Source organism: Leifsonia shinshuensis (assembly GCF_013410375.1).
Taxonomy (GTDB): Bacteria; Actinomycetota; Actinomycetes; order Actinomycetales; family Microbacteriaceae; genus Leifsonia; species Leifsonia shinshuensis.
In genome coordinates this window covers 2,581,842-2,602,495 of record NZ_JACCFL010000001.1, presented here as the reverse complement: position 1 = coordinate 2,602,495, position 20,654 = coordinate 2,581,842, and the positions used below count along the sequence as shown (strand labels likewise).

18 protein-coding genes are annotated in these 20,654 nt (G+C 70.6%); 10 read left to right on the top strand and 8 right to left on the bottom strand.

Annotated elements, in window-relative coordinates; genetic code table 11:
* Nucleotides 1-11: 11 nt before the first annotated feature.
* Complete coding sequence (locus HNR13_RS12590) at nucleotides 12-680, top strand: ATP-dependent Clp protease proteolytic subunit (protein ID WP_246312756.1); 669 nt, start codon at nucleotides 12-14, stop codon at nucleotides 678-680.
* A 330-nt stretch (nucleotides 681-1,010) separates the two neighbouring features.
* A complete protein-coding gene (clpX, locus tag HNR13_RS12585; RefSeq protein WP_179606227.1) occupies nucleotides 1,011-2,285 on the top strand; it encodes an ATP-dependent Clp protease ATP-binding subunit ClpX in 1,275 nt (424 codons plus the stop codon).
* Here the strand turns inward: clpX and HNR13_RS12580 are convergent.
* Nucleotides 2,242-3,543, bottom strand: coding sequence for an ion channel protein (locus tag HNR13_RS12580; RefSeq protein ID WP_179606225.1), 1,302 nt, complete (start codon nucleotides 3,541-3,543; stop codon nucleotides 2,242-2,244). The genes clpX and HNR13_RS12580 overlap by 44 nt on opposite strands.
* Before the next feature lie 120 nt (nucleotides 3,544-3,663).
* Nucleotides 3,664-5,703, bottom strand: coding sequence for a M3 family metallopeptidase (locus HNR13_RS12575; protein WP_179606223.1), 2,040 nt, complete (start codon nucleotides 5,701-5,703; stop codon nucleotides 3,664-3,666).
* 119 nt (nucleotides 5,704-5,822) lie between these two features.
* On the opposite strand from HNR13_RS12575, the gene HNR13_RS12570 reads away from it, so the two are divergent.
* Genes HNR13_RS12570 through HNR13_RS12560 form a run of 3 tightly spaced genes read left to right on the top strand, consistent with a single transcriptional unit; the run spans nucleotide 5,823 to nucleotide 7,977 of the window.
* Nucleotides 5,823-6,503 (top strand): winged helix-turn-helix domain-containing protein, encoded by a 681-nt coding sequence (locus HNR13_RS12570; RefSeq protein ID WP_179606221.1) that lies wholly within the window; start codon nucleotides 5,823-5,825, stop codon nucleotides 6,501-6,503.
* The gene (locus HNR13_RS12565) at nucleotides 6,500-7,795 is read left to right on the top strand and encodes an MFS transporter (protein ID WP_179606219.1); all 1,296 of its coding nucleotides are present in this window, start codon (nucleotides 6,500-6,502) and stop codon (nucleotides 7,793-7,795) included. The genes HNR13_RS12570 and HNR13_RS12565 overlap by 4 nt, the downstream gene beginning before the upstream one ends.
* Entirely contained in the window at nucleotides 7,792-7,977 is a 186-nt protein-coding gene (locus HNR13_RS12560) for a hypothetical protein (protein ID WP_179606217.1), read from the top strand. The genes HNR13_RS12565 and HNR13_RS12560 overlap by 4 nt, the downstream gene beginning before the upstream one ends.
* A 16-nt stretch (nucleotides 7,978-7,993) precedes the next feature.
* On the opposite strand, the gene HNR13_RS12555 is transcribed toward HNR13_RS12560, so the two are convergent.
* The 5 genes from HNR13_RS12555 to HNR13_RS12535 form a co-directional block, all read right to left on the bottom strand.
* On the bottom strand, nucleotides 7,994-8,260 hold the full coding sequence (locus HNR13_RS12555) for a hypothetical protein (protein ID WP_179606215.1): 267 nt from the start codon (nucleotides 8,258-8,260) through the stop codon (nucleotides 7,994-7,996).
* The gene (locus tag HNR13_RS12550; RefSeq protein WP_179606213.1) at nucleotides 8,260-8,730 is read right to left on the bottom strand and encodes a GNAT family N-acetyltransferase; all 471 of its coding nucleotides are present in this window, start codon (nucleotides 8,728-8,730) and stop codon (nucleotides 8,260-8,262) included. The genes HNR13_RS12555 and HNR13_RS12550 overlap by 1 nt, the downstream gene beginning before the upstream one ends.
* 70 nt (nucleotides 8,731-8,800) lie before the next feature.
* Entirely contained in the window at nucleotides 8,801-9,247 is a 447-nt protein-coding gene (locus HNR13_RS12545) for a GNAT family N-acetyltransferase (RefSeq protein WP_179606211.1), read from the bottom strand.
* The gene (valS, locus tag HNR13_RS12540; protein WP_179606209.1) at nucleotides 9,244-11,856 is read right to left on the bottom strand and encodes a valine--tRNA ligase; all 2,613 of its coding nucleotides are present in this window, start codon (nucleotides 11,854-11,856) and stop codon (nucleotides 9,244-9,246) included. Before valS ends, HNR13_RS12545 begins: the two co-directional genes overlap by 4 nt.
* A 96-nt stretch (nucleotides 11,857-11,952) precedes the next feature.
* Complete coding sequence (locus HNR13_RS12535; RefSeq protein WP_179606207.1) at nucleotides 11,953-13,314, bottom strand: MFS transporter; 1,362 nt, start codon at nucleotides 13,312-13,314, stop codon at nucleotides 11,953-11,955.
* Nucleotides 13,315-13,378: 64 nt separating this feature from the next.
* Here HNR13_RS12535 and HNR13_RS12530 point away from each other — a divergent pair, with 64 nt between their 5' ends.
* From HNR13_RS12530 to ndk, 5 genes are all read left to right on the top strand, one after another.
* On the top strand, nucleotides 13,379-14,089 hold the full coding sequence (locus HNR13_RS12530) for a TetR/AcrR family transcriptional regulator (RefSeq protein WP_343063543.1): 711 nt from the start codon (nucleotides 13,379-13,381) through the stop codon (nucleotides 14,087-14,089).
* Between the two features lie 235 nt (nucleotides 14,090-14,324).
* Nucleotides 14,325-17,705 carry an isoleucine--tRNA ligase gene (gene ileS, locus HNR13_RS12525; RefSeq protein ID WP_179606205.1) on the top strand — a complete coding sequence of 1,127 codons (3,381 nt, stop codon included), beginning with the start codon at nucleotides 14,325-14,327 and terminating at the stop codon, nucleotides 17,703-17,705.
* Nucleotides 17,702-19,069, top strand: a complete 1,368-nt coding sequence (locus tag HNR13_RS12520; RefSeq protein WP_179606203.1) for a bifunctional folylpolyglutamate synthase/dihydrofolate synthase — start codon at nucleotides 17,702-17,704, stop codon at nucleotides 19,067-19,069. The genes ileS and HNR13_RS12520 overlap by 4 nt, the downstream gene beginning before the upstream one ends.
* Nucleotides 19,066-19,452: a DUF4233 domain-containing protein gene (locus HNR13_RS12515; protein WP_343063542.1), complete on the top strand. Its 387-nt coding sequence runs from the start codon at nucleotides 19,066-19,068 to the stop codon at nucleotides 19,450-19,452. Before HNR13_RS12520 ends, HNR13_RS12515 begins: the two co-directional genes overlap by 4 nt.
* Nucleotides 19,449-19,871: a nucleoside-diphosphate kinase gene (gene ndk, locus HNR13_RS12510; protein ID WP_179606201.1), complete on the top strand. Its 423-nt coding sequence runs from the start codon at nucleotides 19,449-19,451 to the stop codon at nucleotides 19,869-19,871. The genes HNR13_RS12515 and ndk overlap by 4 nt, the downstream gene beginning before the upstream one ends.
* Nucleotides 19,872-19,953: 82 nt before the next feature.
* Here ndk and HNR13_RS12505 read toward each other — a convergent pair whose 3' ends face one another.
* Nucleotides 19,954-20,613, bottom strand: coding sequence for a vitamin K epoxide reductase family protein (locus HNR13_RS12505; protein WP_382312597.1), 660 nt, complete (start codon nucleotides 20,611-20,613; stop codon nucleotides 19,954-19,956).
* Nucleotides 20,614-20,654: the final 41 nt, after the last annotated feature.

Below are 20,654 nucleotides of genomic sequence, written 5' to 3'. Positions count from 1 at the left end.
AGGACATCACAATGAACACCCCCATGCTCGGCGGGTCGGCCTTCGGCGGCCTGCAGGCGCCCGGCTCCCGCTACATCCTGCCCTCGTTCGAGGAGCGCACGGCCTACGGCTACAAGCGCCAGGACCCGTACGCGAAGCTGTTCGAGGACCGCATCATCTTCCTCGGCGTGCAGGTCGACGACGCGTCCGCGGACGACATCATGGCCCAGCTCCTCGTGCTCGAGAGCCAGGACCCGGACCGCGACATCGTCATGTACATCAACTCGCCCGGCGGCTCGTTCACGGCCATGACGGCGATCTACGACACGATGCAGTACATCCGCCCGCAGATCCAGACCGTGGTGCTCGGCCAGGCGGCCTCCGCCGCGGCCGTGCTCACCGCCGCCGGCACCCCCGGCAAGCGCCTGGCCCTGCCGAACGCGCGCATCCTCATCCACCAGCCCGCCGTCGGCGAGGCCGGTCAGGGGCAGGCGTCCGACATCGAGATCCAGGCCAACGAGATCATGCGCATGCGCACCTGGCTGGAGGAGACGCTCGCCAAGCACTCCAACCGCTCGGTCGCGCAGGTCAACAAGGACATCGACCGCGACAAGATCCTCTCGGCCGAGGAGGCGATGGAGTACGGCCTCATCGACCAGGTGCTGACCAGCCGCAAGACGCTGCCGGCGCTCGTCAAGTAACCCCGCGTCACCGAACGCCCCCGTCCCACCGGACGGGGGCGTTCCGCATGTCCGCGAGCACGTCTGCCACGCGCCACATTCGTCACGAATGTCGCGTTTGGCGCCGCGAGTGTCGCGATTCGTCACGAATCGCGATTCGCACACTCGGCACGAATGTCGCGTTTGGGAGCGCTAGAGGCGACATTCGTGCCGAATCGCGTTACTTCGGGCGAATGCGGTGTCTGCTACGGGCATAAGGGGCCCCGCGTGTCGAATCGTGTCCGGTGCGCCCCAATGTCGCCGTCTCGGGTTAGGCTCGACGGAGAGACCCGAAGAAGGAGGGGGAGACGGATGGCACGCATCGGGGAGAGCGCCGATCTGCTCAAGTGTTCCTTCTGTGGCAAGAGCCAGAAGCAGGTTCAGCAGCTGATCGCCGGTCCTGGCGTGTACATCTGCGACGAGTGCGTCGAACTCTGCAACGAGATCATCGAGGAACGACTCGCCGAGGCGGGCGAGGAGGCCTCCGGCGAGTTCGACCTCCCGAAACCGAAGGAGATCTTCGGCTTCCTCGAGGAGTACGTCATCGGCCAGGAGCAGGCGAAGCGCGCCCTGGCCGTCGCCGTCTACAACCACTACAAGCGGGTGCGGGCCAAGCAGACCCTCACCTCGGCCGACGCCATCGACGACGTCGAGATCGCCAAGTCGAACATCCTGCTGATCGGCCCGACCGGCTGCGGCAAGACCTACCTGGCCCAGACCCTCGCGCGCCGGCTCAACGTGCCGTTCGCGGTCGCCGACGCCACCGCGCTGACGGAGGCCGGCTACGTCGGCGAGGATGTCGAGAACATCCTGCTCAAGCTCATCCAGGCCGCCGACTACGACGTCAAGCGCGCCGAGACCGGCATCATCTACATCGACGAGGTCGACAAGATCGCCCGCAAGGCCGAGAACCCGTCGATCACGCGCGACGTCTCCGGCGAGGGCGTGCAGCAGGCGCTGCTGAAGATCCTCGAGGGCACGGTCGCCTCCGTCCCGCCGCAGGGCGGCCGCAAGCACCCGCACCAGGAGTTCATCCAGATCGACACGACGAACGTCCTGTTCATCGTCGCCGGCGCCTTCGCCGGGCTGGAGGACATCATCTCCTCGCGCGCAGGCAAGAAGGGCATCGGCTTCGGCGCCCCGCTGCACTCCAAGGGCGACGACATCAACCTCTTCTCGGAGGTGCTGCCGGAGGACCTGCACAAGTTCGGGCTCATCCCCGAGTTCATCGGCCGCCTCCCCGTCGTCACCACGGTCACGCCGCTGGACCAGGACGCGCTCATGCAGATCCTGACCGAGCCGAAGAACGCGCTGGTCCGGCAGTATCAGCGCATGTTCGAGCTCGACGGCGTGCAGCTCGAGTTCGAGCACTCCGCCCTGGAGGCCATCGCCGACCTCGCGGTGCTCCGCAAGACCGGCGCCCGCGGCCTCCGCGCGATCATGGAGGAGGTGCTCGGCCCGATCATGTTCGAGGTGCCGTCCAGCTCCGAGGTCGCCCGGGTCGTGGTCACCAAGGAGGCCGTGCTCGAGAACGCCGCTCCGACTATCGTCCCGCACCGCCCGCGGCGCGAGGAGAAGTCGGCGTAACAGTCGCCGGCTTGATCAGGAACTCCGGCGCCTTCGTCACCATCAGCCACGCCGGGAGCACGGCGAGCGACAGGATCGGCAGCACCAGGAGGTTCTGGGTGACGGCCACGCCGACGAAGATGGCGATCCAGCCGTCCCGGGTGACCGCCAGCGTGATCCCGAGCACTCCCGCCGCCACCGCGACGGGGAGCGGCACGGCAGGCACGAGCGCCGCGGCCAGCGTGCCGACGGCGGCGCCGATGAACACCGCGGGGAACACCCGCCCGCCGCGGAACCCCGCGCCCGCGGCCACGAGCAGCGCGACCAGCTTGACGAGGATGATCAGCACGAGCTGGCCCACGGAGTAGTCGGCACGGTTCACGACGAGCGTGCCCATCTGCTCCAGCCCCTTGAACAGGGTGATCGGTCCGCCGAGCGCACCGAGCAGGCCGAGGACCACGCCGCCCGCGAGCGTGACGAGCAGCGGGTGCCGCAGGGCGTGGAAGACGCGGTGGACCAGCGGGAACAGCACAGCGCCGGCCAGGCCGAGCGCCGTCGACACCACGCCGATGATCAGCGCGGCGAGCACGTCCCAGCCGGTCACGTGCGTGTACGCGGGCATCGGGATGCCGAAGTGCGGATGCGCGAGCAGCGTCATCGTGAGCGAGCCCGCGGCGGCGGCGACCAGGGGCAGGAAAAGCTTGTCCCACAGCGCGCCGCCGCCCTTCACTGCGGCGACGATCCCGGTGAAGACCAGGGCGGCTGCCACCGGCGTCCCGAACAGGGCGCCGATGGTCCCGGAGGCCGCCATCAGCATGACCAGCCGTGGCGGCACCGCCTTCCACAGCCGCCCGACCAGCGTCACCAGGACGCTGACGTTGATCGCGATGATCGGGTTCTCCGGCCCGAGGCTCACTCCGCCCGCCAGGCCGAGGATCGCGGCCAGCGCGAGCGACGGCACCACGCCGACCCTCAGCGGGGCCGCCACGAGGTCGGTGGTCGCGGAGTCGGGTCCGCCGTGACCCGGAACCAGCCACACCGTCAGGCCGACCGCGAAGCCCGTGACCGTGAGGATGAGGAAGATCCACCAGCCGGACGACGGGTCGACGCCGAGCGTCTTCGGGAGCGCGGTCCAGACGCCGTCGTCGATCAAGGCGGCGACTTCTTCGACCAGCCAGAGCGTGAGCGCGCTGACCACGCCGATGAGGACGGCGGGGATCGAGAGCAGGACGAGCTGGCGGACGGACGGAGCGGCGAGCTCCGGCTCGGTGGTGGTCATGGCGCCCCCTTCCCGCGCGGTTGGGCTCAGGCTAGAGCTTCGCGCGGGAAGGGGGCTAGGGCTCAGCCGCGAACGGCTCAGCCGCGAACGGCTCGGTCGCGAACCCTCAGCCGCGAACCGTCAGCTGTCGAGGCCGCGGCGCTTCAGCAACGGCTCGATGACGGCGTCGCGGCCGCGGAAGTCGCGGTAGGCCTCCAGCGGGTCCTTCGACCCGCCGACCCCGAGCAGGCGGTCGCGGAAGCGGTCGCCGTTCGCCCGGGTCAGGCCGCCGTTCTCCTTGAACCACTCGACCGTGTCCGCGTCCAGCACCTCGCTCCAGATGTAGGAGTAGTACCCGGCGTCGTAGCCGCCCGAGAAGGTGTGCGCGAAGTAGGTGCTCGCATACCGCGGCGGCACCGCCGGGTTGTCGAGGCCGACCGCCGCGAGCGCCTCCGCCTCGAACGCGGCGACGTCGGTCACGGTGTCGTCCGCCGTGATCCGGTGCCAGGCCTGGTCGAGCAGCGCCGCCGCGAGGTACTCGCTGGTGGCGAAGCCCTCGTTGAACGACTCGGAGGCGTGCAGCTTGTCGATGAGCTCCTGCGGCATCCGCTCGCCGGTCTCGTGGTGCACCGCGTAGTTCGCGACGACCTCCGGCCAGAGCATCCACATCTCGTTGACCTGGCTGGGGAACTCGACGAAGTCGCGGAAAACGTTGGTGCCGGCGAACTTCGGGTAGGTCACCCGCGCGAACAGGCCGTGCAGCGCGTGGCCGAACTCGTGGAACAGCGTGTTCGTCTCGTCGTACGTGAGCAGGGTCGGCTCCCCGGCGGCCGGCTTCGGGACGTTGAGGTTGTTGACCACGACGGTCGGGTAGTCCAGGAGCTCCGACTGCGAGATGAGCGGGTTCATCCAGGCGCCGCCGCGCTTGGAGTCGCGCGTGTAGAGGTCGAGGATGTAGAGGCCGAGCCCGGAGCCGTCCTCGTTGCGGACCTCGAAGACGCGCGCCTCGGGGTGGTAGGCGACAAGGTCCGGCCGCTCCTCGAAGGTGATGCCGTACAGCTTCGTGGCCGCGTAGAACACGCCGTCGCGCAGCACGCGCTCGGCCTCGAAGTACGGGCGCATCGCCGCGAAGTCGACGTCGTACGTCGCCTGGCGCACGGCGTCGGTGAGCTTCGCCCAGTCCCAGCTCTCGACCGTCTCGCCGTCGCCCAGCTGCTGCTGGAGGGCGGCCTGCTCCGCACGCGCGTTGCGGGCGGCGGGCGGTGCGAGGCGGCCGAGCATGTCGGCCACGGCCTCCGGAGTCCGCGCCGTCTCGTCCGCCGTGACGAAGGCGGCGTGCGTGTCGAAGCCGAGCAGACGGGCGCGCTCGGCGCGCAAGCGCGTGATCTCCAGGACCAACTCGCGGTTGTCGTGCTCGCCGCCGCGGATGCCGCGCGAGCGGGACGCGGCCATGATCCGCTCGCGCGACCGGCGGTCGGTGAGGTTCGCGAGCCACGGGTGGCCGGTCGGCAGCACCAGCGTCACGACGTACTTGCCGTCCAGGCCGCGCTCGCGGGCCGCCTCGGCGGCGGCGGACAGCTCGCCCTCGCCCAGCCCGTCCAGCTCATCGGCCGAGTCGAAGACGACCGCGAGCTCGTTGGTGTCGGCGAGTAGGTTCTTCTCGAACCGGGTGGTCAGCGTCGAGAGACGCTGGTTGTAGTCCCGCAGGCGTTCCTTCTGCTCGTCGTCGAGCCCGGCGCCGGCGAGGGTGAACTCGGTGTAGTAGCGCTCGATCAGGTACACGCCCTCGGGGGCGAGCCCGAGGTCGTGGCGCCGCTCGTGCAGGCGCTGGATGCGCGCGTAGAGCGCGGGGTTCAGCCGGATGGCGTCCTGGTGGGCGGAGAGCAGCGGGGCGATCTCCTCCTCCAGGGCGTTGGTGAAGTCCGTGCTGTCCGATGAGCTCTTGTTGAAGAAGACCTCGGCGACGCGCTGGAGCACCTGCCCGGATCGCTCGAGCGCGAGCATGGTGTTCTCGAAGGTCGGCTCGTCGGGGGAGTCCGCGATCGCCTGCACCTCCGCCAGCTGCTCCTGGAACCCGCGGTCGAACGCGGGCCGGTAGTGCTCGTCGCGGATCTCGGCGAACGGCGGGAGCTGATAGGGGAGCGGGCTCGGTGTGAGGAAGGGGTTCGCGGTGTCTGCCATGCCCTCAGCCTAGGGGCAGCCCGCACTGTCGCAAAGGTTCCGCTGCAAAGAGAGCGTTGCAAACGAACTGATGCAAAGAAGTACTTGCAAAGAAAGCTTTGCATGAGTACTCTGATCGCATGTCCACCGATGACGCCACCCCGGCGAACGCCGGCTCCACCCCGGCCGACGAGTACGAACCGCACTTCGAGTCCCTCGGCATGCCGGCGCTGCGCGCCCTCGCGCACCCGCTGCGCGTGGAGATCATGAACGAGCTGTCCGACTTCGGCCCGGCGACCGCGTCGATGCTGGCCGAGCGGCTGGGGGAGTCCAGCGGGGCCACCAGCTACCACCTGCGGCAGCTCGCCCGGCACGAGATCATCCAGGAGGACACCGAGCGCGGCAGCGGCCGGGAGCGCTGGTGGAAGATGGCGCCGGGCGGCGTCACCATCGGCGGCGCTGAGACGCTGGAGACCCCGGCCGGCCGGGAGGTCACCGAGCAGATCTCGCTCAGCTGGCAGCAGAACAACGAGCGCCGGCTGAACGCCTACCTGCGCCGCGGGCTGGACACCTTCGGCCCGGAGTGGGTGGAGGCCTCCGCGCTGTCCACGTCGCACCTGGAGGTCACCCGCGACCAGCTCGCCGAGCTCGCCACCGAGTACTACAAGCTGCTCAACCGGCTCAAGGAGAAGTGGAAGACCGAGCCCACCGGCGACCGCAAGCGCATCCAGGCCCAGTTCAACGCGTTCCCGCTCGTGGAGCAGGACCAGCGCGCAGAGGCGACCAAGACGGTGGACCGCAGGGCGGTGGACCGGCCATGAGCGCCCCGGCGACGGCGAAGGCCGGGCTCGGCGGCGGCTTCGGCCGGCTGTGGTCGGCCGCCATCGCGAGCAACCTCGCCGACGGCATCGGCCGCACCGCGGTCCCGCTGATCGCCACGACCCTGACCCACGACCCCGCGCTGATCGCCGGGCTGACGGCCGTCACCTTCCTGCCGTGGCTGCTGTTCGGCATCCCGGCCGGGATGCTGCTCGACCGCGTGGACCGGCGCGTGGCGATGGCCGTCGCCAACGGCCTGCGGTTCGCCGTCGCCGCGCTCGTGGCGCTGCTGATCGCGACGGACGCACTGACGATCTGGAGCCTGTACGGCTGCGCGCTGCTGTTCGGTCTCGGCGAGACGGTGTTCGACAACGCCACCACGACGGTCACGCCGAGCCTCGTGCCGCGTTCCCAGCTGGACCGCGCGAACGGCCGGATGCAGTCCGCGGAGATCGTGGTGCAGAACTTCATCGCCACGCCGATCGCCGGCTTCCTGTTCGCGGCCGCGATCGCGCTGCCGCTCTGGCTGACCGGCGCCGGGTTCCTGATCTCCGTGCTGCTCGTCCTCACCATCCCGGTGGCGGCGGCGCGCGCCCACCAGCTGGGCGCGGAGGGCGGGGAGGCGGCGGCCCGGCCGCGCCTCGGCGCTGTCGTGCGGTTCCTCTGGGACGACCGCTTCCTGCGGAAGATGATCGTCCTCACCTCGATCACGGCGTCCGCGCTCGCGTTCGCGCAGGGCAGCGTCGTGCTGCTGCTCCTGCAGACGTACGCGCTGCCGCCGTCCCTCGTCGGCGTCGTGACCGCGGTGATCGGCACCGGCGCGCTCGTCGGCGCGCTGATCGCGAGCGGGCTGGTTGCCCGCTTCGGCCGCGGCCGGGTGATGTACGTCGCCATCCTGGTCAGCGGCGCCGGAATCCTCGGTGTCGGGCTCACCGGCAACGCGGTGGCCGGCATCCTCGCCTACGCGTTCGGCGCCTTCGGCGTCGCGGTGTGGAACGTCCCGTGGGGCGCCCTGCGCCAGGCGATCGTCCCCGGCGCCATGCTCGGCCGGGCGATGGGGATCGTCCGCACCATCGGCTGGGGCCTGACCCCGATCGCCACCGTGCTCGGCGGCTTCGTCGCCCGCATCGACCTGCGGCTGCCGTTCGTCATCGGCGGCGGCATCGTGGTGGCGCTCGCGCTGATCGCGACGCGCCTCCTGCTCAGCGCCGGGAGCTACGGCCAGGCGGCCGCCTCCGACGACGCCGATCCGTCACCAGAAGTCCAGACCATCCCGGAAGGAACCGCATCATGACCGCCATCTCCGTGCCCGTGCACCGGCCGTTCAGCCACCGCGCAGCACTCCGGCTCGGTCGCGCCCTCACCGCGTGGGGGATGCGCCAGCCGGTCCACCGGACCCGTCACGCCGAACTGGTCGCCACCGTCGAGCTGACCCGCGACCGCGCCGCGCGCACGCTCCCGCAGCTGCCGCGCTGAGACGGGCGCCGGCCCGCTACGCCTCGTCCCAGTCCGAAGACTCGGTCTCGATCTGCTGAGTGATCGTGGCCGAGTCCTCGTGCGCGTTGTAGCGGATGACCGTGCCGTCGTCGAGCTCGACGACCGGGTTGCCCTCGAGCCAGGTCAGCGTCCAGCGCCAGCCCTCGGTGGCGATGTCGGTCGCGGTGAGCTCCTCCTCGACGGTGGAGACGGCGTAGGTCACGACCTCGGGGAGGTTCGCGGGCGGGGTCTCGCCGACGGCCCAGCGGGTTCCGAGCTGCATCAGGCGGATTCCGCGTTCTGGGCGGAGGCGAGGTCGATCTCGTAGGTGACCCAGCCGGTCTTGTTCGCGACGGAGTCGTAGACGCGCTGCGCGTCCGCGTTGTCGGTCGCGGTGATCCACTGCACGACGCCGAGGCGGCGCTCCTCGGCGAGGGATCGCACGGCGGCGATCAGCTGGTGGCCCACGCCCTTGCCGCGCTGGTCGTCCACCACGAACAGGTCGTCGAGGTACAGGCCGCGGTCGCCCTCGAGCGGCCGGGCGAACTCGCGCACGTTGGCGAGCCCGACGATGCGGTCGCCGTCGACGGCGACGTAGCCCTCCTCCTCGTGGTCGGGGTCGGTGAGCCACGACCACAGGACGAGCGCCCGCTGGTCGGTGAGCTCGGTGTGATAGAACTCCGCGTACTTCGCGTAGAGATCCAACCAGGCGAAGAAGTCGCCATCCTTGACCGGCCGAACTACCGTCGACATCAGCCCCTCCGTTCGCCTCGCTCCCCGGCTCAGGAGTCCGGGAGTCGTATCGACCCTATCGCGGACCCGTTCAGGGAACGAGGTCGTAGGTCACCCACTTCGTCTTCTCGGCCACGCGATCGTACAGGCGCCGGGCCTCCTGGTTGTCCTTCGCGGTGATCCAGCGGACCACCGAGAGGCCGCGCTCCTTCGCGAGCCTCCGCAGCTGCTCCAGCAGCGCCGTGCCCGCGCCCTCGCCGCGCGCGTCCGGGAGGACGAAGAGGTCGTCGAGGTAGAGGCCGGTGCTGCCGTCGAGCGGCCGCGCGAACTCGCGCACGTGCGCGAGGCCGATCGGGGTGCCCTCCGCGTCGACGGCGAAGTACGCCTCGAGGCTGTTCTCGGGGTCGGTGATCCAGCTCCACACGAGGAGGGCCTTCTCGTCCGTCACGGGCGTCTCGTAGAACTCCCCGTAGCCCGCGTAGAGGTCGAGCCAGGTGAAGAACTCGTTGTCCTCCACGCGCCGGACGTCAGCCGTCATCGTTCCTCCTCGCTCAGCGTCTGCGCAAGGAGGATATCGGTCACTTCGAGCGTGTCGGCCGGTACGAAACGCAGTTCTGCGATTCTGCCCACCGAGGCGAGGTCCGCGGCGGCCGATTCGATGGCCGCCAGCTCGTCGGCGGGGGCGCCGATGACGGCCGAGTCGACGGGGGTCCGCTGGGAGGCCTTGGCGGCCGTCTTGGCGCCGCGGATGCCGGTCAGGGCGCGGCCGACGACGGTGAGGACGGAGCGGGTGTCGTCCCAGTCCGCGGCGGCGACCTCCGCCGGCTGCGGCCAGGCCGCGAGGTGCACGGACCCCGTCTCCGACCAGCTCCACGCCTCCTCGGACGCGAACGGCAGCACCGGGGCGAACAGTCGCAGGAACGCCGACAGCGCGGTGCGGAGGGCGACCACGGCCGAGACCTGGGCGGCGTCGTGCTCTCCGTAGGCGCGCTCCTTGACCAGCTCGAGGTAGTCGTCGCAGAACGTCCAGAAGAACGTCTCGGCCGTCTCCAGCGCGCGGGCGTGGTCGTAGCCCTCCAGCGCGGTGGTCGCGTCGGCGACGACGTCGGCGAGCTGCTGCAGCATGCTGCGGTCCAGCGGTGCGGTCACCTGGTCGAGGTCCAGCGACTCCGGGGCGTCGAAGCCGTGGATGAACTTCGCCGCGTTGAGCAGCTTGATCGCCAGGCGGCGGCCGATCTTGATCTGGGTCGGGTTCTGCGGGTCGAACGACGCGTCGGTGCCGAGCCGGGAGGACGCCGCCCAGTAGCGCACGGCGTCGGAGCCGTGCCGCTCCAGGATGTCGGCGGGCGTGACCACGTTGCCCTTTGACTTCGACATCTTCTTGCGGTCGGGGTCGACGATGAAGCCGGAGATGGCCGCGTTCGTCCACGGTGCGACGCCGTGCTCGAGCTGCGAGCGCAGCATCGTCGAGAACAGCCAGGTGCGGATGATGTCCTGGCCCTGCGGGCGCAGGTCGAACGGGTACACCGTCTGGAACAGCTCCGGGTCGTCCACCCAGCCGCCTGCGAGCTGCGGGGTGAGCGAGGAAGTCATCCAGGTGTCCATCACGTCGTGCTCGCCGACGAAGCCGCCGGCCTGGCCGCGCTGCGACTCCGCGAACCCGGGCGCCGGGTCGGAGGACGGGTCGACGGGGAGGCTGTCCTCCGACGGCAGGATGGGCTGGTCGAACAGCGGGTTGCCCACGCCGTCCAGCGGGTACCAGACCGGGATCGGCACACCGAAGAAGCGCTGGCGCGAGATCAGCCAGTCGCCGGTGAGGCCGTTCACCCAGTTCTCGTAGCGCACCCGCATGAAGTCGGGGTGCCAGTCGAGGCCGCGGCCCAGCTCGATGAGCCGCTCGCGCAGCTTCTCGTCGCGGGCGCCGTTCTTGACGTACCACTGCCGGGTGGAGACGATCTCGAGCGGCTTGTCGCCCTTCTCGAAGAACTTGACCGGGTGCTGGATGGGCTTCGGGTCGCCGACCAGGTCGCCGGAGGCGCGCAGCAGCTCCACGACGGCCTGCTTCGCCGAGAACACGGTCTTGCCGGCGAGCTGCGCGTACGCCTCGCGGCCCTCGTGGCTCTCGATCGCCGCGGGTGGCTCGGTCTGGATGCGGCCGTCGAAGCCGATGATCGCGCGGTTCGGCAGGTCGAGCTCGCGCCACCAGGTGACGTCGGTGATGTCGCCGAAGGTGCAGATCATCGCGATGCCGGTGCCCTTGTCGGGCTGGGCGAGGTGGTGGGCGACCACGGGCACCTCGACGCCGAAGACGGGAGTGCGCACGGTCGTGCCGAACAGCGGCTGGTAGCGCTCGTCGTCCGGGTGCGCCACGAGCGCCACGCAGGCGGGGAGCAGCTCAGGCCGGGTGGTCTCGATGAAGACGGGGCCGTCCGCGCCGTGGAAGCCGACGCGGTGGTAGGCGCTCGGCTGGTCGCGGTCCTCCAGCTCGGCCTGCGCGACCGCGGTGCGGAACGTGATGTCCCACAGCGTGGGCGCGAGCGCCTGGTAGGCCTCGCCGCGGGCGACGTTGCGGATGAAGGCGAGCTGCGAGGTCTGCAGCGCCTCCCGGCCGATGGTCCGGTAGGTCTGGGACCAGTCCACGGACAGGCCGAGCGTGCGCCAGAGCGCCTCGAACTGCTTCTCGTCCTCCACCGTCAGCCGCTCGCACAGCTCGATGAAGTTGCGGCGCGAGATGGGCTTCTGGTCGGCCGCTTTGGAGCTCTTGTTGTCGCCGCCCTCGAACGGCGGGACGAAGTCGGGCTCGTAGGGGAGCGACGGGTCGCAGCGGACGCCGTAGTAGTTCTGCACGCGGCGTTCGGTGGGCAGGCCGTTGTCGTCCCAGCCCATCGGGTAGAAGACGCGCTTGCCGCGCATGCGCTGGAAGCGGGCGGCGATGTCGGTGTGCGTGTAGCTGAACACGTGCCCGATGTGCAGCGAGCCGGAGGCCGTGGGCGGCGGGGTGTCGATGGAGTAGATCGCGTCGCGGCCGGCGGCGATGGCGCCGTCGCGGTCGAATTCGAAGGTGCCGTCTTGCTGCCAGCGGGTGCCCCAGGCGGCCTCCAGGCCTTCGAGTGCTGGCTTGTCTGGCACGGGGTTCGCGGCGGTCATGGCTCTCCGATTCGATATGTGCGGCACCGTGTCAACGAGGTGCCTGAGTGTGGTTAACGCGTTAAAGCGTACCGGAGAGCCGTGACCGCCGCGGTGTCAGGCCTGTGCGACCGCCTCCGCGTCCAGGGCGGAGTCCACGTCCTCGTCGAGCACCGGCCGTCGCCGCGCCGCCGCCCACGCCGCCACCAGCGTGATGATCGACATGACCGCGAGCACGACGCCCGGGTGCCACCACGCGTTGTGGACCGCCTGGCCGAAGATCAGCGTGAGGGCGGGGACGAACGAGGTGAGCAGCGCCGCGACGCTGTAGGCGACCGAGAGGGCGCTGTAGCGGATCGGGCTCGGGAACAGGTCCGACATCAGGCCGCCGAGGCCGGCCCAGGACAGCGTGGGCAGGATGCCGCCGATGATCATGCTCGCCACCAGCACGCCGAACGACGCGCTCTGCAGCAGGAAGTACATCGGGAAGGCGACGACCAGCGTGCCGATCGCGCCGATGGCGACCACGCGCGCCGAGCCGATCTTCGCGGCCCACAGGCCGAACAGCGGGATCGTCACCAGCTGCAGGAGGCCGCCGATCGTGGTGGCGACCAGCAGGTCCTGGAACTTGAAGCCCAGCACGCTGGTGCCGTAGTCGACCATGTAGGTGTTCATCAGGGAGTAGGAGCCGATGCCGAGGACGGCGGCGCCGATCGCGATCACGAACGCCGTCGGCGCCTTGGTGAAGACGTCGAGGACCGGGAAGCGGTCGCGGCGCCCGGTCTCCACGAGCTTGCGGAACACCGGCGTCTCGTCGATCGACCAGCGCAGGTAGAGCGACACCAGCAGCAGCGGGAACGCCGTCAGGAACGGGATGCGCCAGCCCCACGACGCGATGTCGGCCGGCGACATGGTCAGCGTCAGGACGATGAAGACCACGGCGCTCAGGATCGAGCCGACCGGCGAGCCGAGCTGGGGGAGTGCGGCGTAGAAGCCGCGGCGCTTCGGGTTGGCGTACTCGGTCGCCAGCAGGATCGAGCCGCCCCACTCGCCGCCGAGCGACAGGCCCTGCACCAGGCGCAGGACCACGAGCGCCACGCCGCCGAACCAGCCGGCGGCCGCGTAGGTCGGCAGCAGGCCGACGAGGCCGGTGCTGATCCCCATCAGCAGGATCGTCATGAGCAGCACGGGACGGCGGCCGATGCGGTCGCCCAAGTGGCCGAACACCACCGCGCCGACCGGGCGGATGACGAACCCGGCCGCGATCGCCAGGAACCCGGCGAGGACGCCGCCGAACGCGCCCAGCGGCGTGAAGAACAGCGGGCCGACGAAGAACGCGGCGAAGTACGCATAGAGGTAGAAGTCGTACGATTCGAGGGAGGTCCCGACGAACGATGCGATGGCGACGCGGCGAGCGGTGCCCGGGGTGATGCCCGGGCGATCGGTCTCGCTGACCGCGAGCGTGGGGGTGGAGGTCACTGGTGTCCTTCTGACGGGGGTATTTGAACCGGGTCCAATATTAGGCGTGAGGAGACAACGCAGCGTGACACCGCGCCATTCCGAGCAGGCCGCACAGGCCGAGCAGGCGGCACAGACCGAGCAGGCGGCACAGCCCAAGCAGCCGGCACAGTCCAGGCATGCGGCGCAGTCCGACGTGCGGGCGGGACGGCCGCGGGCCTCGTCCCGCGGCATGCTCGCCGAGGCCGCGGGCGAGCTGTTCCTGGAGCAGACCTACGCCGGCACCACCGTGGACGACATCGCCCGCCGGGCCGGGGTCAGCCGCGCGACCTTCTTCAACTACTTCGGCGCCAAGAGCGACCTGCTCTGGCTGGAGGTCGACGAGTCGCTGGCGGCGTTCCCGGCGATGCTGGCCGCGGCCGACGACGACGTGGAGCCGATGGCCGCGGTCCTGGAGGCGGTCGTCCGGCTCGCCGAGGGCTTCGGGCCGGAGCGCCTCCCGCTCGCGGTGACCCAGGTGGAGCTGATGGGCACCGACGCCGAGCTCCAGGCCTCCGCGCTGCCGCGCTTCCTCTCCGTGGTCCGGCTGGTCGCCGCGGCGATCGCACGGAGGGCCGGGGAGGACCCGGACGGGCTGCTCCCGCGCGCCGCCGCGACCGCTGTGGTCGGGGCCGGCGTCGCGGCCGCGGGCGTCTGGGCGCGGGCGGGCGTGCGACGCGGCCCGCTGGCGCCGCTGGTGCGCGCGGCGGTCGAGCCGGTCTGCGCCGGCTACGCGAGCGCGTTCCGGTCCGGATAGCGCCGATCACCCGATAGAATGGTGCGAACGACGTCGACCCGGCCATCACCGGTGAGTCTTCGGAAGAACGGCGGGCTCTCGCCCGCCCACTAGAACCGAACGGGGCAGGCCCGTCACAGCCGCAGAACGAGAGGCCTCATCCGGCGCCGCAGGCGGACGGGGCAAGCGGGGTGGTACCGCGACGGACGTGCGAGCGTCCGGCGTCCTCGTGCAGATCACGACTGCCAGGAGAGAGATGCCGTACCCCAAGTCCGCACCGGATGGAGCGCCCGAGTCCGGGCGCGAGCCCCAGGACGTCACGCCGTCCCCGGTGTTCCCGGAGATCGAGACCGACGTCCTCGCCTTCTGGGCCGAGGACGGCACCTTCCGCGCCTCCGTGGACAACCGCGAGGGCGCGCCCGAGTGGGTGTTCTACGACGGGCCGCCGTTCGCCAACGGCCTCCCGCACTACGGCCACCTGCTGACCGGCTACGCCAAGGACGTCTTCCCGCGCTTCCAGACCATGCGCGGCAAGAAGGTCGAGCGCCGGTTCGGCTGGGACACCCACGGCCTGCCCGCCGAGCTGGAGGCGGAGCGGCAGCTCGGGATCACCGACAAGAGCCAGATCGAGGAGATGGGCCTCGCTGCCTTCAACCAGGCCGCGAAGGACTCCGTGCTGCGCTACACCCGGGAGTGGCAGGAGTACGTCACCCGCCAGGCGCGCTGGGTGGACTTCGACAACGACTACAAGACGCTCGACACCTCCTACATGGAGTCGGTGATCTGGGCGTTCAAGCAGCTGCACGAGAAGGGTCTCGCCTACGAGGGCCACCGGGTGCTGCCGTACTGCTGGCGCGATCAGACCCCGCTGTCCAACCACGAGCTGCGCATGGACGACGACGTCTACAAGATGCGGCAGGACCAGACGGTCACCGTCACCTTCCCGCTGACCGGCGCGAAGGCGGAGGCCCTCGGCCTCACCGGCGTGCGCGCCCTCGCCTGGACGACCACGCCGTGGACCCTTCCGACGAACCTGGCGCTCGTGGTCGGCCCGGACATCGAGTACGCGGTCGTCCCCGCGGGGCCGAACGGCGCCGCGGACGTGCACGGCCGGTCGAGCGGCCGCCACGGCGCCGCCCTCCACGAGGAGTCGCTGAGCGGCGAGTACCTGCTCGCGGTCGACCTGGTCGGCAACTACGCCAAGGACCTGGGCTACGGCTCGCCGGAGGCCGCCCGCGACGCGGTCAGCCGGACCGTCCGCGGCAGCGAGCTGGCCGGCGTCACCTACGACCGGCTCTGGGACTACTACGCCGACACCGAGAAGTGGGGCACGCAGAACGCCTGGCAGATCCTCGTCGACGACTACGTCACCACCGAGGACGGCACCGGCATCGTCCACCAGGCCCCGGCCTACGGCGAGGACGACCAGCGCGTCTGCGAGGCCGCCGGCATCCCCGTGATCATCTCGGTGGACGACGGCGCGCGCTTCCTCGCCGAGGTGCAGGACGTCGCCGGCCTCCAGGTCTTCGAGGCGAACAAGCCGCTCACCACGCTGCTGCGCGAGGACGGCCGGCTGCTGCGCCAGGCGAGCTACGAGCACTCGTACCCGCACTGCTGGCGCTGCCGGAACCCGCTGATCTACAAGGCGGTCTCGTCCTGGTTCGTGCGCGTCACCGACTTCCGCGACCGGATGGTGGAGCTCAACCAGGGCATCAACTGGGTGCCGGAGAACGTCAAGGACGGCCAGTTCGGCAAGTGGCTGGCCGGCGCCCGGGACTGGTCGGTGTCGCGCAACCGCTACTTCGGCTCGCCGATCCCGGTGTGGAAGAGCGACGACCCCAACTTCCCGCGCGTCGACGTCTACGGCTCGCTGGAGGAGCTGGAGCGCGACTTCGGGAGGCTGCCGGTCAACGCCGCGGGCGAGCCCGACCTGCACCGGCCCTTCATCGACGAACTGACCCGGCCGAACCCGGACGACCCGTCCGGGCGCTCCACCATGCGCCGCATCCCGGACGTGCTGGACGTCTGGTTCGACTCCGGCTCGATGCCGTTCGCCCAGGTGCACTATCCGTTCGAGAACCACGACTGGTTCGACAGCCACAACCCGGCCGACTTCATCGTGGAGTACATCGGGCAGACCCGCGGCTGGTTCTACCTGCTGCACACGCTCGGCACCGCGCTGTTCGACCGCGCCGCGTTCAAGAACGTGATCTCGCACGGCATCGTGCTCGGCAGCGACGGCCAGAAGATGTCCAAGTCGCTGCGCAACTACCCGGACGTCAACGAGGTCTTCGACCGCGACGGCTCCGACGCGATGCGCTGGTTCCTGATGTCGAGCCCCGTACTGCGCGGCGGCAACCTCATCGTCACCGAGGAGGGCATCCGCGAGGGTGTCCGCCAGGTGCTGCTGCCGCTGTGGAGCACGTGGTACTTCTTCTCGCTCTACGCCAACGCGACCGGCTACGAGGCGAAGCGCTCGACGGCGTCCACCGACGTGCTCGACCGCTACCTGCTCGCCAAGACCCGCGACCTGGTGGAGGCCGTGACCGCCGACCTGGAGGGGCTCGACTCGACGCTCGCCGCGGCCAAGCTGCGCGACTTCGCCGACGTGCTCACCAACTGGTACGTGCGCCGCTCGCGCGACCGGTTCTGGACCGGCGTCGCGGAGGACGGCTCGGGCGCCGAGGCGTTCGACACCCTCTACACGGTGCTGGAGACCCTCACCCGGGTGGCCGCTCCCATGCTGCCGCTGGTCAGCGAGCGGATCTGGAAGGACCTCACCGGAGGCCGCAGCGTGCACCTCACCGACTGGCCGGAGGCGGCGGAGTTCCCGGCCGACGACGCGCTGGTCGATGCGATGGACCGCATCCGGGCGATCAGCTCGACCGCGCTGTCGCTGCGCAAGCAGTCCGGCCGCCGGGTGCGCCTGCCGCTCGCGTCGCTGACCGTGGTCGCCGCCGACGCGGACGCCCTGCGCCCGTTCGAGGGCATCCTGCGCGACGAGCTCAACGTCAAGGCGGTCGCGCTGGTCGAGCTCGCCGACGACAGCGCCGAGGCCTACGGCATCACCAGCAAGCTGACCGTGAACGCCCGCGCCGCGGGTCCCCGGCTCGGCAAGCAGGTGCAGCAGGTCATCCAAGCCGCACGCGCCGGCGACTGGTCGGAGCACGACGGAGTCGTTACCGTGGGCGGCGTGGAGCTGGTCGAGGGCGAGTACGAGCTGGTCCTGGAGACCGCGCAGACCGACGACGAGGCGACCTCGGCGCTGGCGCTCCTGCCCGGCGGCGGCTTCGTGCTGCTCGACACGGCCACGACGCCGGAGCTCGAGGCCGAGGGCCTGGCCCGCGACGTCATCCGCGCCGTGCAGGACACCCGCAAGGCGGCCGGCCTCGACGTGAGCGACCGGATCGAGCTGAGCGTCGCCTTCGAGCACGAGGACGACGTGGCGGCCATCGCCCTGGCAGGGGAGGCCGTGGACATCGCGGCCGAGACCCTGGCGCTGGAGTTCGAGTTCGTCTCGGCGGCCGACCGCTCCGGCGACGGCCGCGACGACTTCAGCAAGGACTTCGCCGCAGGACTGTTCGCGAACGCGGGCCGGTTCACGGTCGGCGTGACGAAGGTGGAGGCCACCCGATGACCGACGACGACGAACTGCGCGAGGACGCCGAGGCGGTGTACCAGGCGCTGCTCGCCCGCGTCGGTGAGGGCGCGCCAGAGCGCCGGCTCGACGCGACCCGCCGCGCCGTCGAGCTGCTGGGCGACCCGCAGCGGGCGTACCCGATCATCCACATCACGGGCACGAACGGGAAGACCTCGACCAGCCGGATCGCCGAGAGCATCCTGCGTGCCTACGGCCTGCGGACGGGCCTGCTGACCAGCCCGCACCTGGTGCGCTTCAACGAGCGCATCATGATCGACGGCGAGCCGATCTCCGACGAGGCGCTGGTCAGCAACTGGGAGGACGTCCGCCCGTACCTGGAGATCGTCGATGCCGAGCTGGAGGAGCAGGGCAAGGCGCCGCTGACGTTCTTCGAGGCGCTCACCGCGCTGGCGTTCGCCGCGTTCGCGGACGCTCCGGTCGACGTCGCCGTGATCGAGGTCGGCATGGGCGGCGAGTGGGACTCCACCAACGTCGGCGACGGCCAGGTGGCGGTCTTCACCCCCATCTCGCTCGACCACACCAAGCAGCTCGGCGGCACCGTCCGGGAGATCGCGCGCACCAAGTCGGGCATCATCAAGCCGTCCGCCGACGTCGTGACCTCCGCCCAGGCCCCGGAGGCCATGGCCGAGCTGGAGGAGGCCGCCCGGCTCACCGAGTCGACCCTCGCGGCCCAGCCGCGGGCGTTCGACGTCGTGAGCACCCGGGTCGCCGTCGGCGGCCAGCTCGTCACCGTCCGCGGCCGCGCCGCGACCTACGAGGACGTCTTCCTGCCGCTCTACGGCGACCACCAGGCGCAGAACGCGGCCGTGGCGGTGGCCGCGGTCGAGACCTTCCTGGGCCGCGGCACCCAGCCGTTGAAGTCCGACCTGGTCGAGGAGGGCTTCGCGACCGCGACCTCGCCCGGCCGCCTCCAGCTCATCGGGGTGGAGCCGACGGTCCTGGTCGACGCCGCGCACAACCCGGCGGGCGCCGCGACCCTCGCCGACGCCCTGCGCCGGTACTTCGACTTCGACGAGCTCACGTTCGTGATCGGCAGCCTCGGCGACAAGGACGCGCGCGGCGTGCTCCGCGCGCTGACACCGGTCGCGACCCAGTTCTTCGTCACCGAGCCGGCGTCCGAGCGCGCCCTGCCCGCCGAGGACCTCGGCGACATCGCGCGCGAGGAGGCCGGCGACGAGGCGACGATCGTCTACACCGACGCGCTCGACGCCCTGGAGGCCGCCCGCGAGTGGGCGGGCGAGGAGCCCCGCCGCGCCGTCGTCGTCACCGGGTCGATCGTGCTGGTCGGCGCCGCCATGGCGCACGCCGACGAGCAGGGCTGGAAGGACGCGACCGCGTGAGCGACGCCCAGCAGCCCCGGCCGCGCCGGCAGCGGTCCCTCCGAGAGAGCCTCGGCTCGATCGTCCTCGGCTTCGAGCTGATCGTGGTCTTCCTCGGCGCGCTCGTGCTGTTCGGCCTGAACGCCCTGCCGGCGTGGGCCGCGCTCGGCGGGGGAGCGCTCGTCGTCGTGCTGATGATCGCGGCGATCGGGCTCATGCGCAACCGCGCCGGCGTGGTCCTCGGCTGGATCGTCCAGGCGCTCGTCGTCGCCGCCGGCTTCCTCCAGCCCGCCTTCTTCATCGTGGGGGCGATCTTCACGGCCATGTGGACCTACTGCATGATCGTCGCCTCCCGCATCGACCGGAACACCACCGACCGGAACAACCGAACGGAGACCAGATGACCACCGCCGTCGAAGAGACCCTCGTCCTCGTCAAGCCCGACGGAGTCGCCCGCAACCTCACGGGCGAGATCCTGCGCCGAATCGAGGCCAAGGGCTACTCCCTCGTCGACATCCGCATGCTGCAGGCCGACCGCGACCTGCTCGCGAAGCACTACGCCGAGCACGAGGGCAAGCCGTTCTACGAGCCCCTCGTGGAGTTCATGGAGTCCGGTCCCGTCGTCGCCCTGCGCGTCGCGGGCAACCGCGTGATCGAGGGCTTCCGCTCGCTCGCCGGCGCCACCGACCCGACCTCCGCGCTGCCCGGCACGATCCGCGGCGACCTGGCGCGGGACTGGGGCCTCAAGGTGCAGCAGAACCTGGTGCACGGCTCCGACTCGCCCGAGTCGGCGCAGCGCGAGCTCGCGCTCTGGTTCGACTGAGCCCCGACCCGACGAGCTCGCGCCGAATGAGAACGGCTCCCGACCGGATGGTCGGGAGCCGTTCTCGCGTTCGTGCCGCGGTTCAGACGAACGCGCGGTGGATCCAGTCCAGCTGGATCTGCGCCAGGACGGCGACGATCGCGTAGCTGACGATCGTGATCAGCGGCACCCAGCCGTAGAGCGTGCCGAAGAACCGGCGCGCGCGCTCCGGCACCGGGATGTGCCCCTCCTTGAGGTTGTAGAGGGTGACCGCCCAGAAGGTCGGGATGGTGACCGTCCAGGTGACCATGCACCAGGGGCACAGCACGTTCAGCACGGTCAGCGACTCGGTGATGAGGAAGATCACGAGAGCCAGGGCGAGCACGACGCCGACGTTGAACGCGATCCAGTACCAGCGGGCGAAGCGCCCGGCGGCGAACAGGCCGACGCCGACCGCGATGGTCGCCGTCCAGCCGGCCAGTCCCAGGATCGGGTTCGGGAAGCCGAGCAGAGAGCCCTGCCAGGAGCTCAGGTTCTTGCTGCAGCCGATCAGGACATTGAAGTTGCAGGAGAGCTGCGCGTGCGAGTCGGCCAGCAGGTGGAACTTGTCCACCGTCAGCATGAACGCCGCCCAGAACCCGATCGCGCCCGCGACGATCAGGAAGATCGCCAGGGCCGTCGGCCGGCGGTAGGGCAGGGGTGCGTCGGCGGTCGCCGGCCGGTTGGGCTTCTGGGCGGCGGTCGCGGTCTTCGAGGAAGGCACAGTCGGATTATGGCATGTCGCGGCGCGCCCCTTCTGTGAGC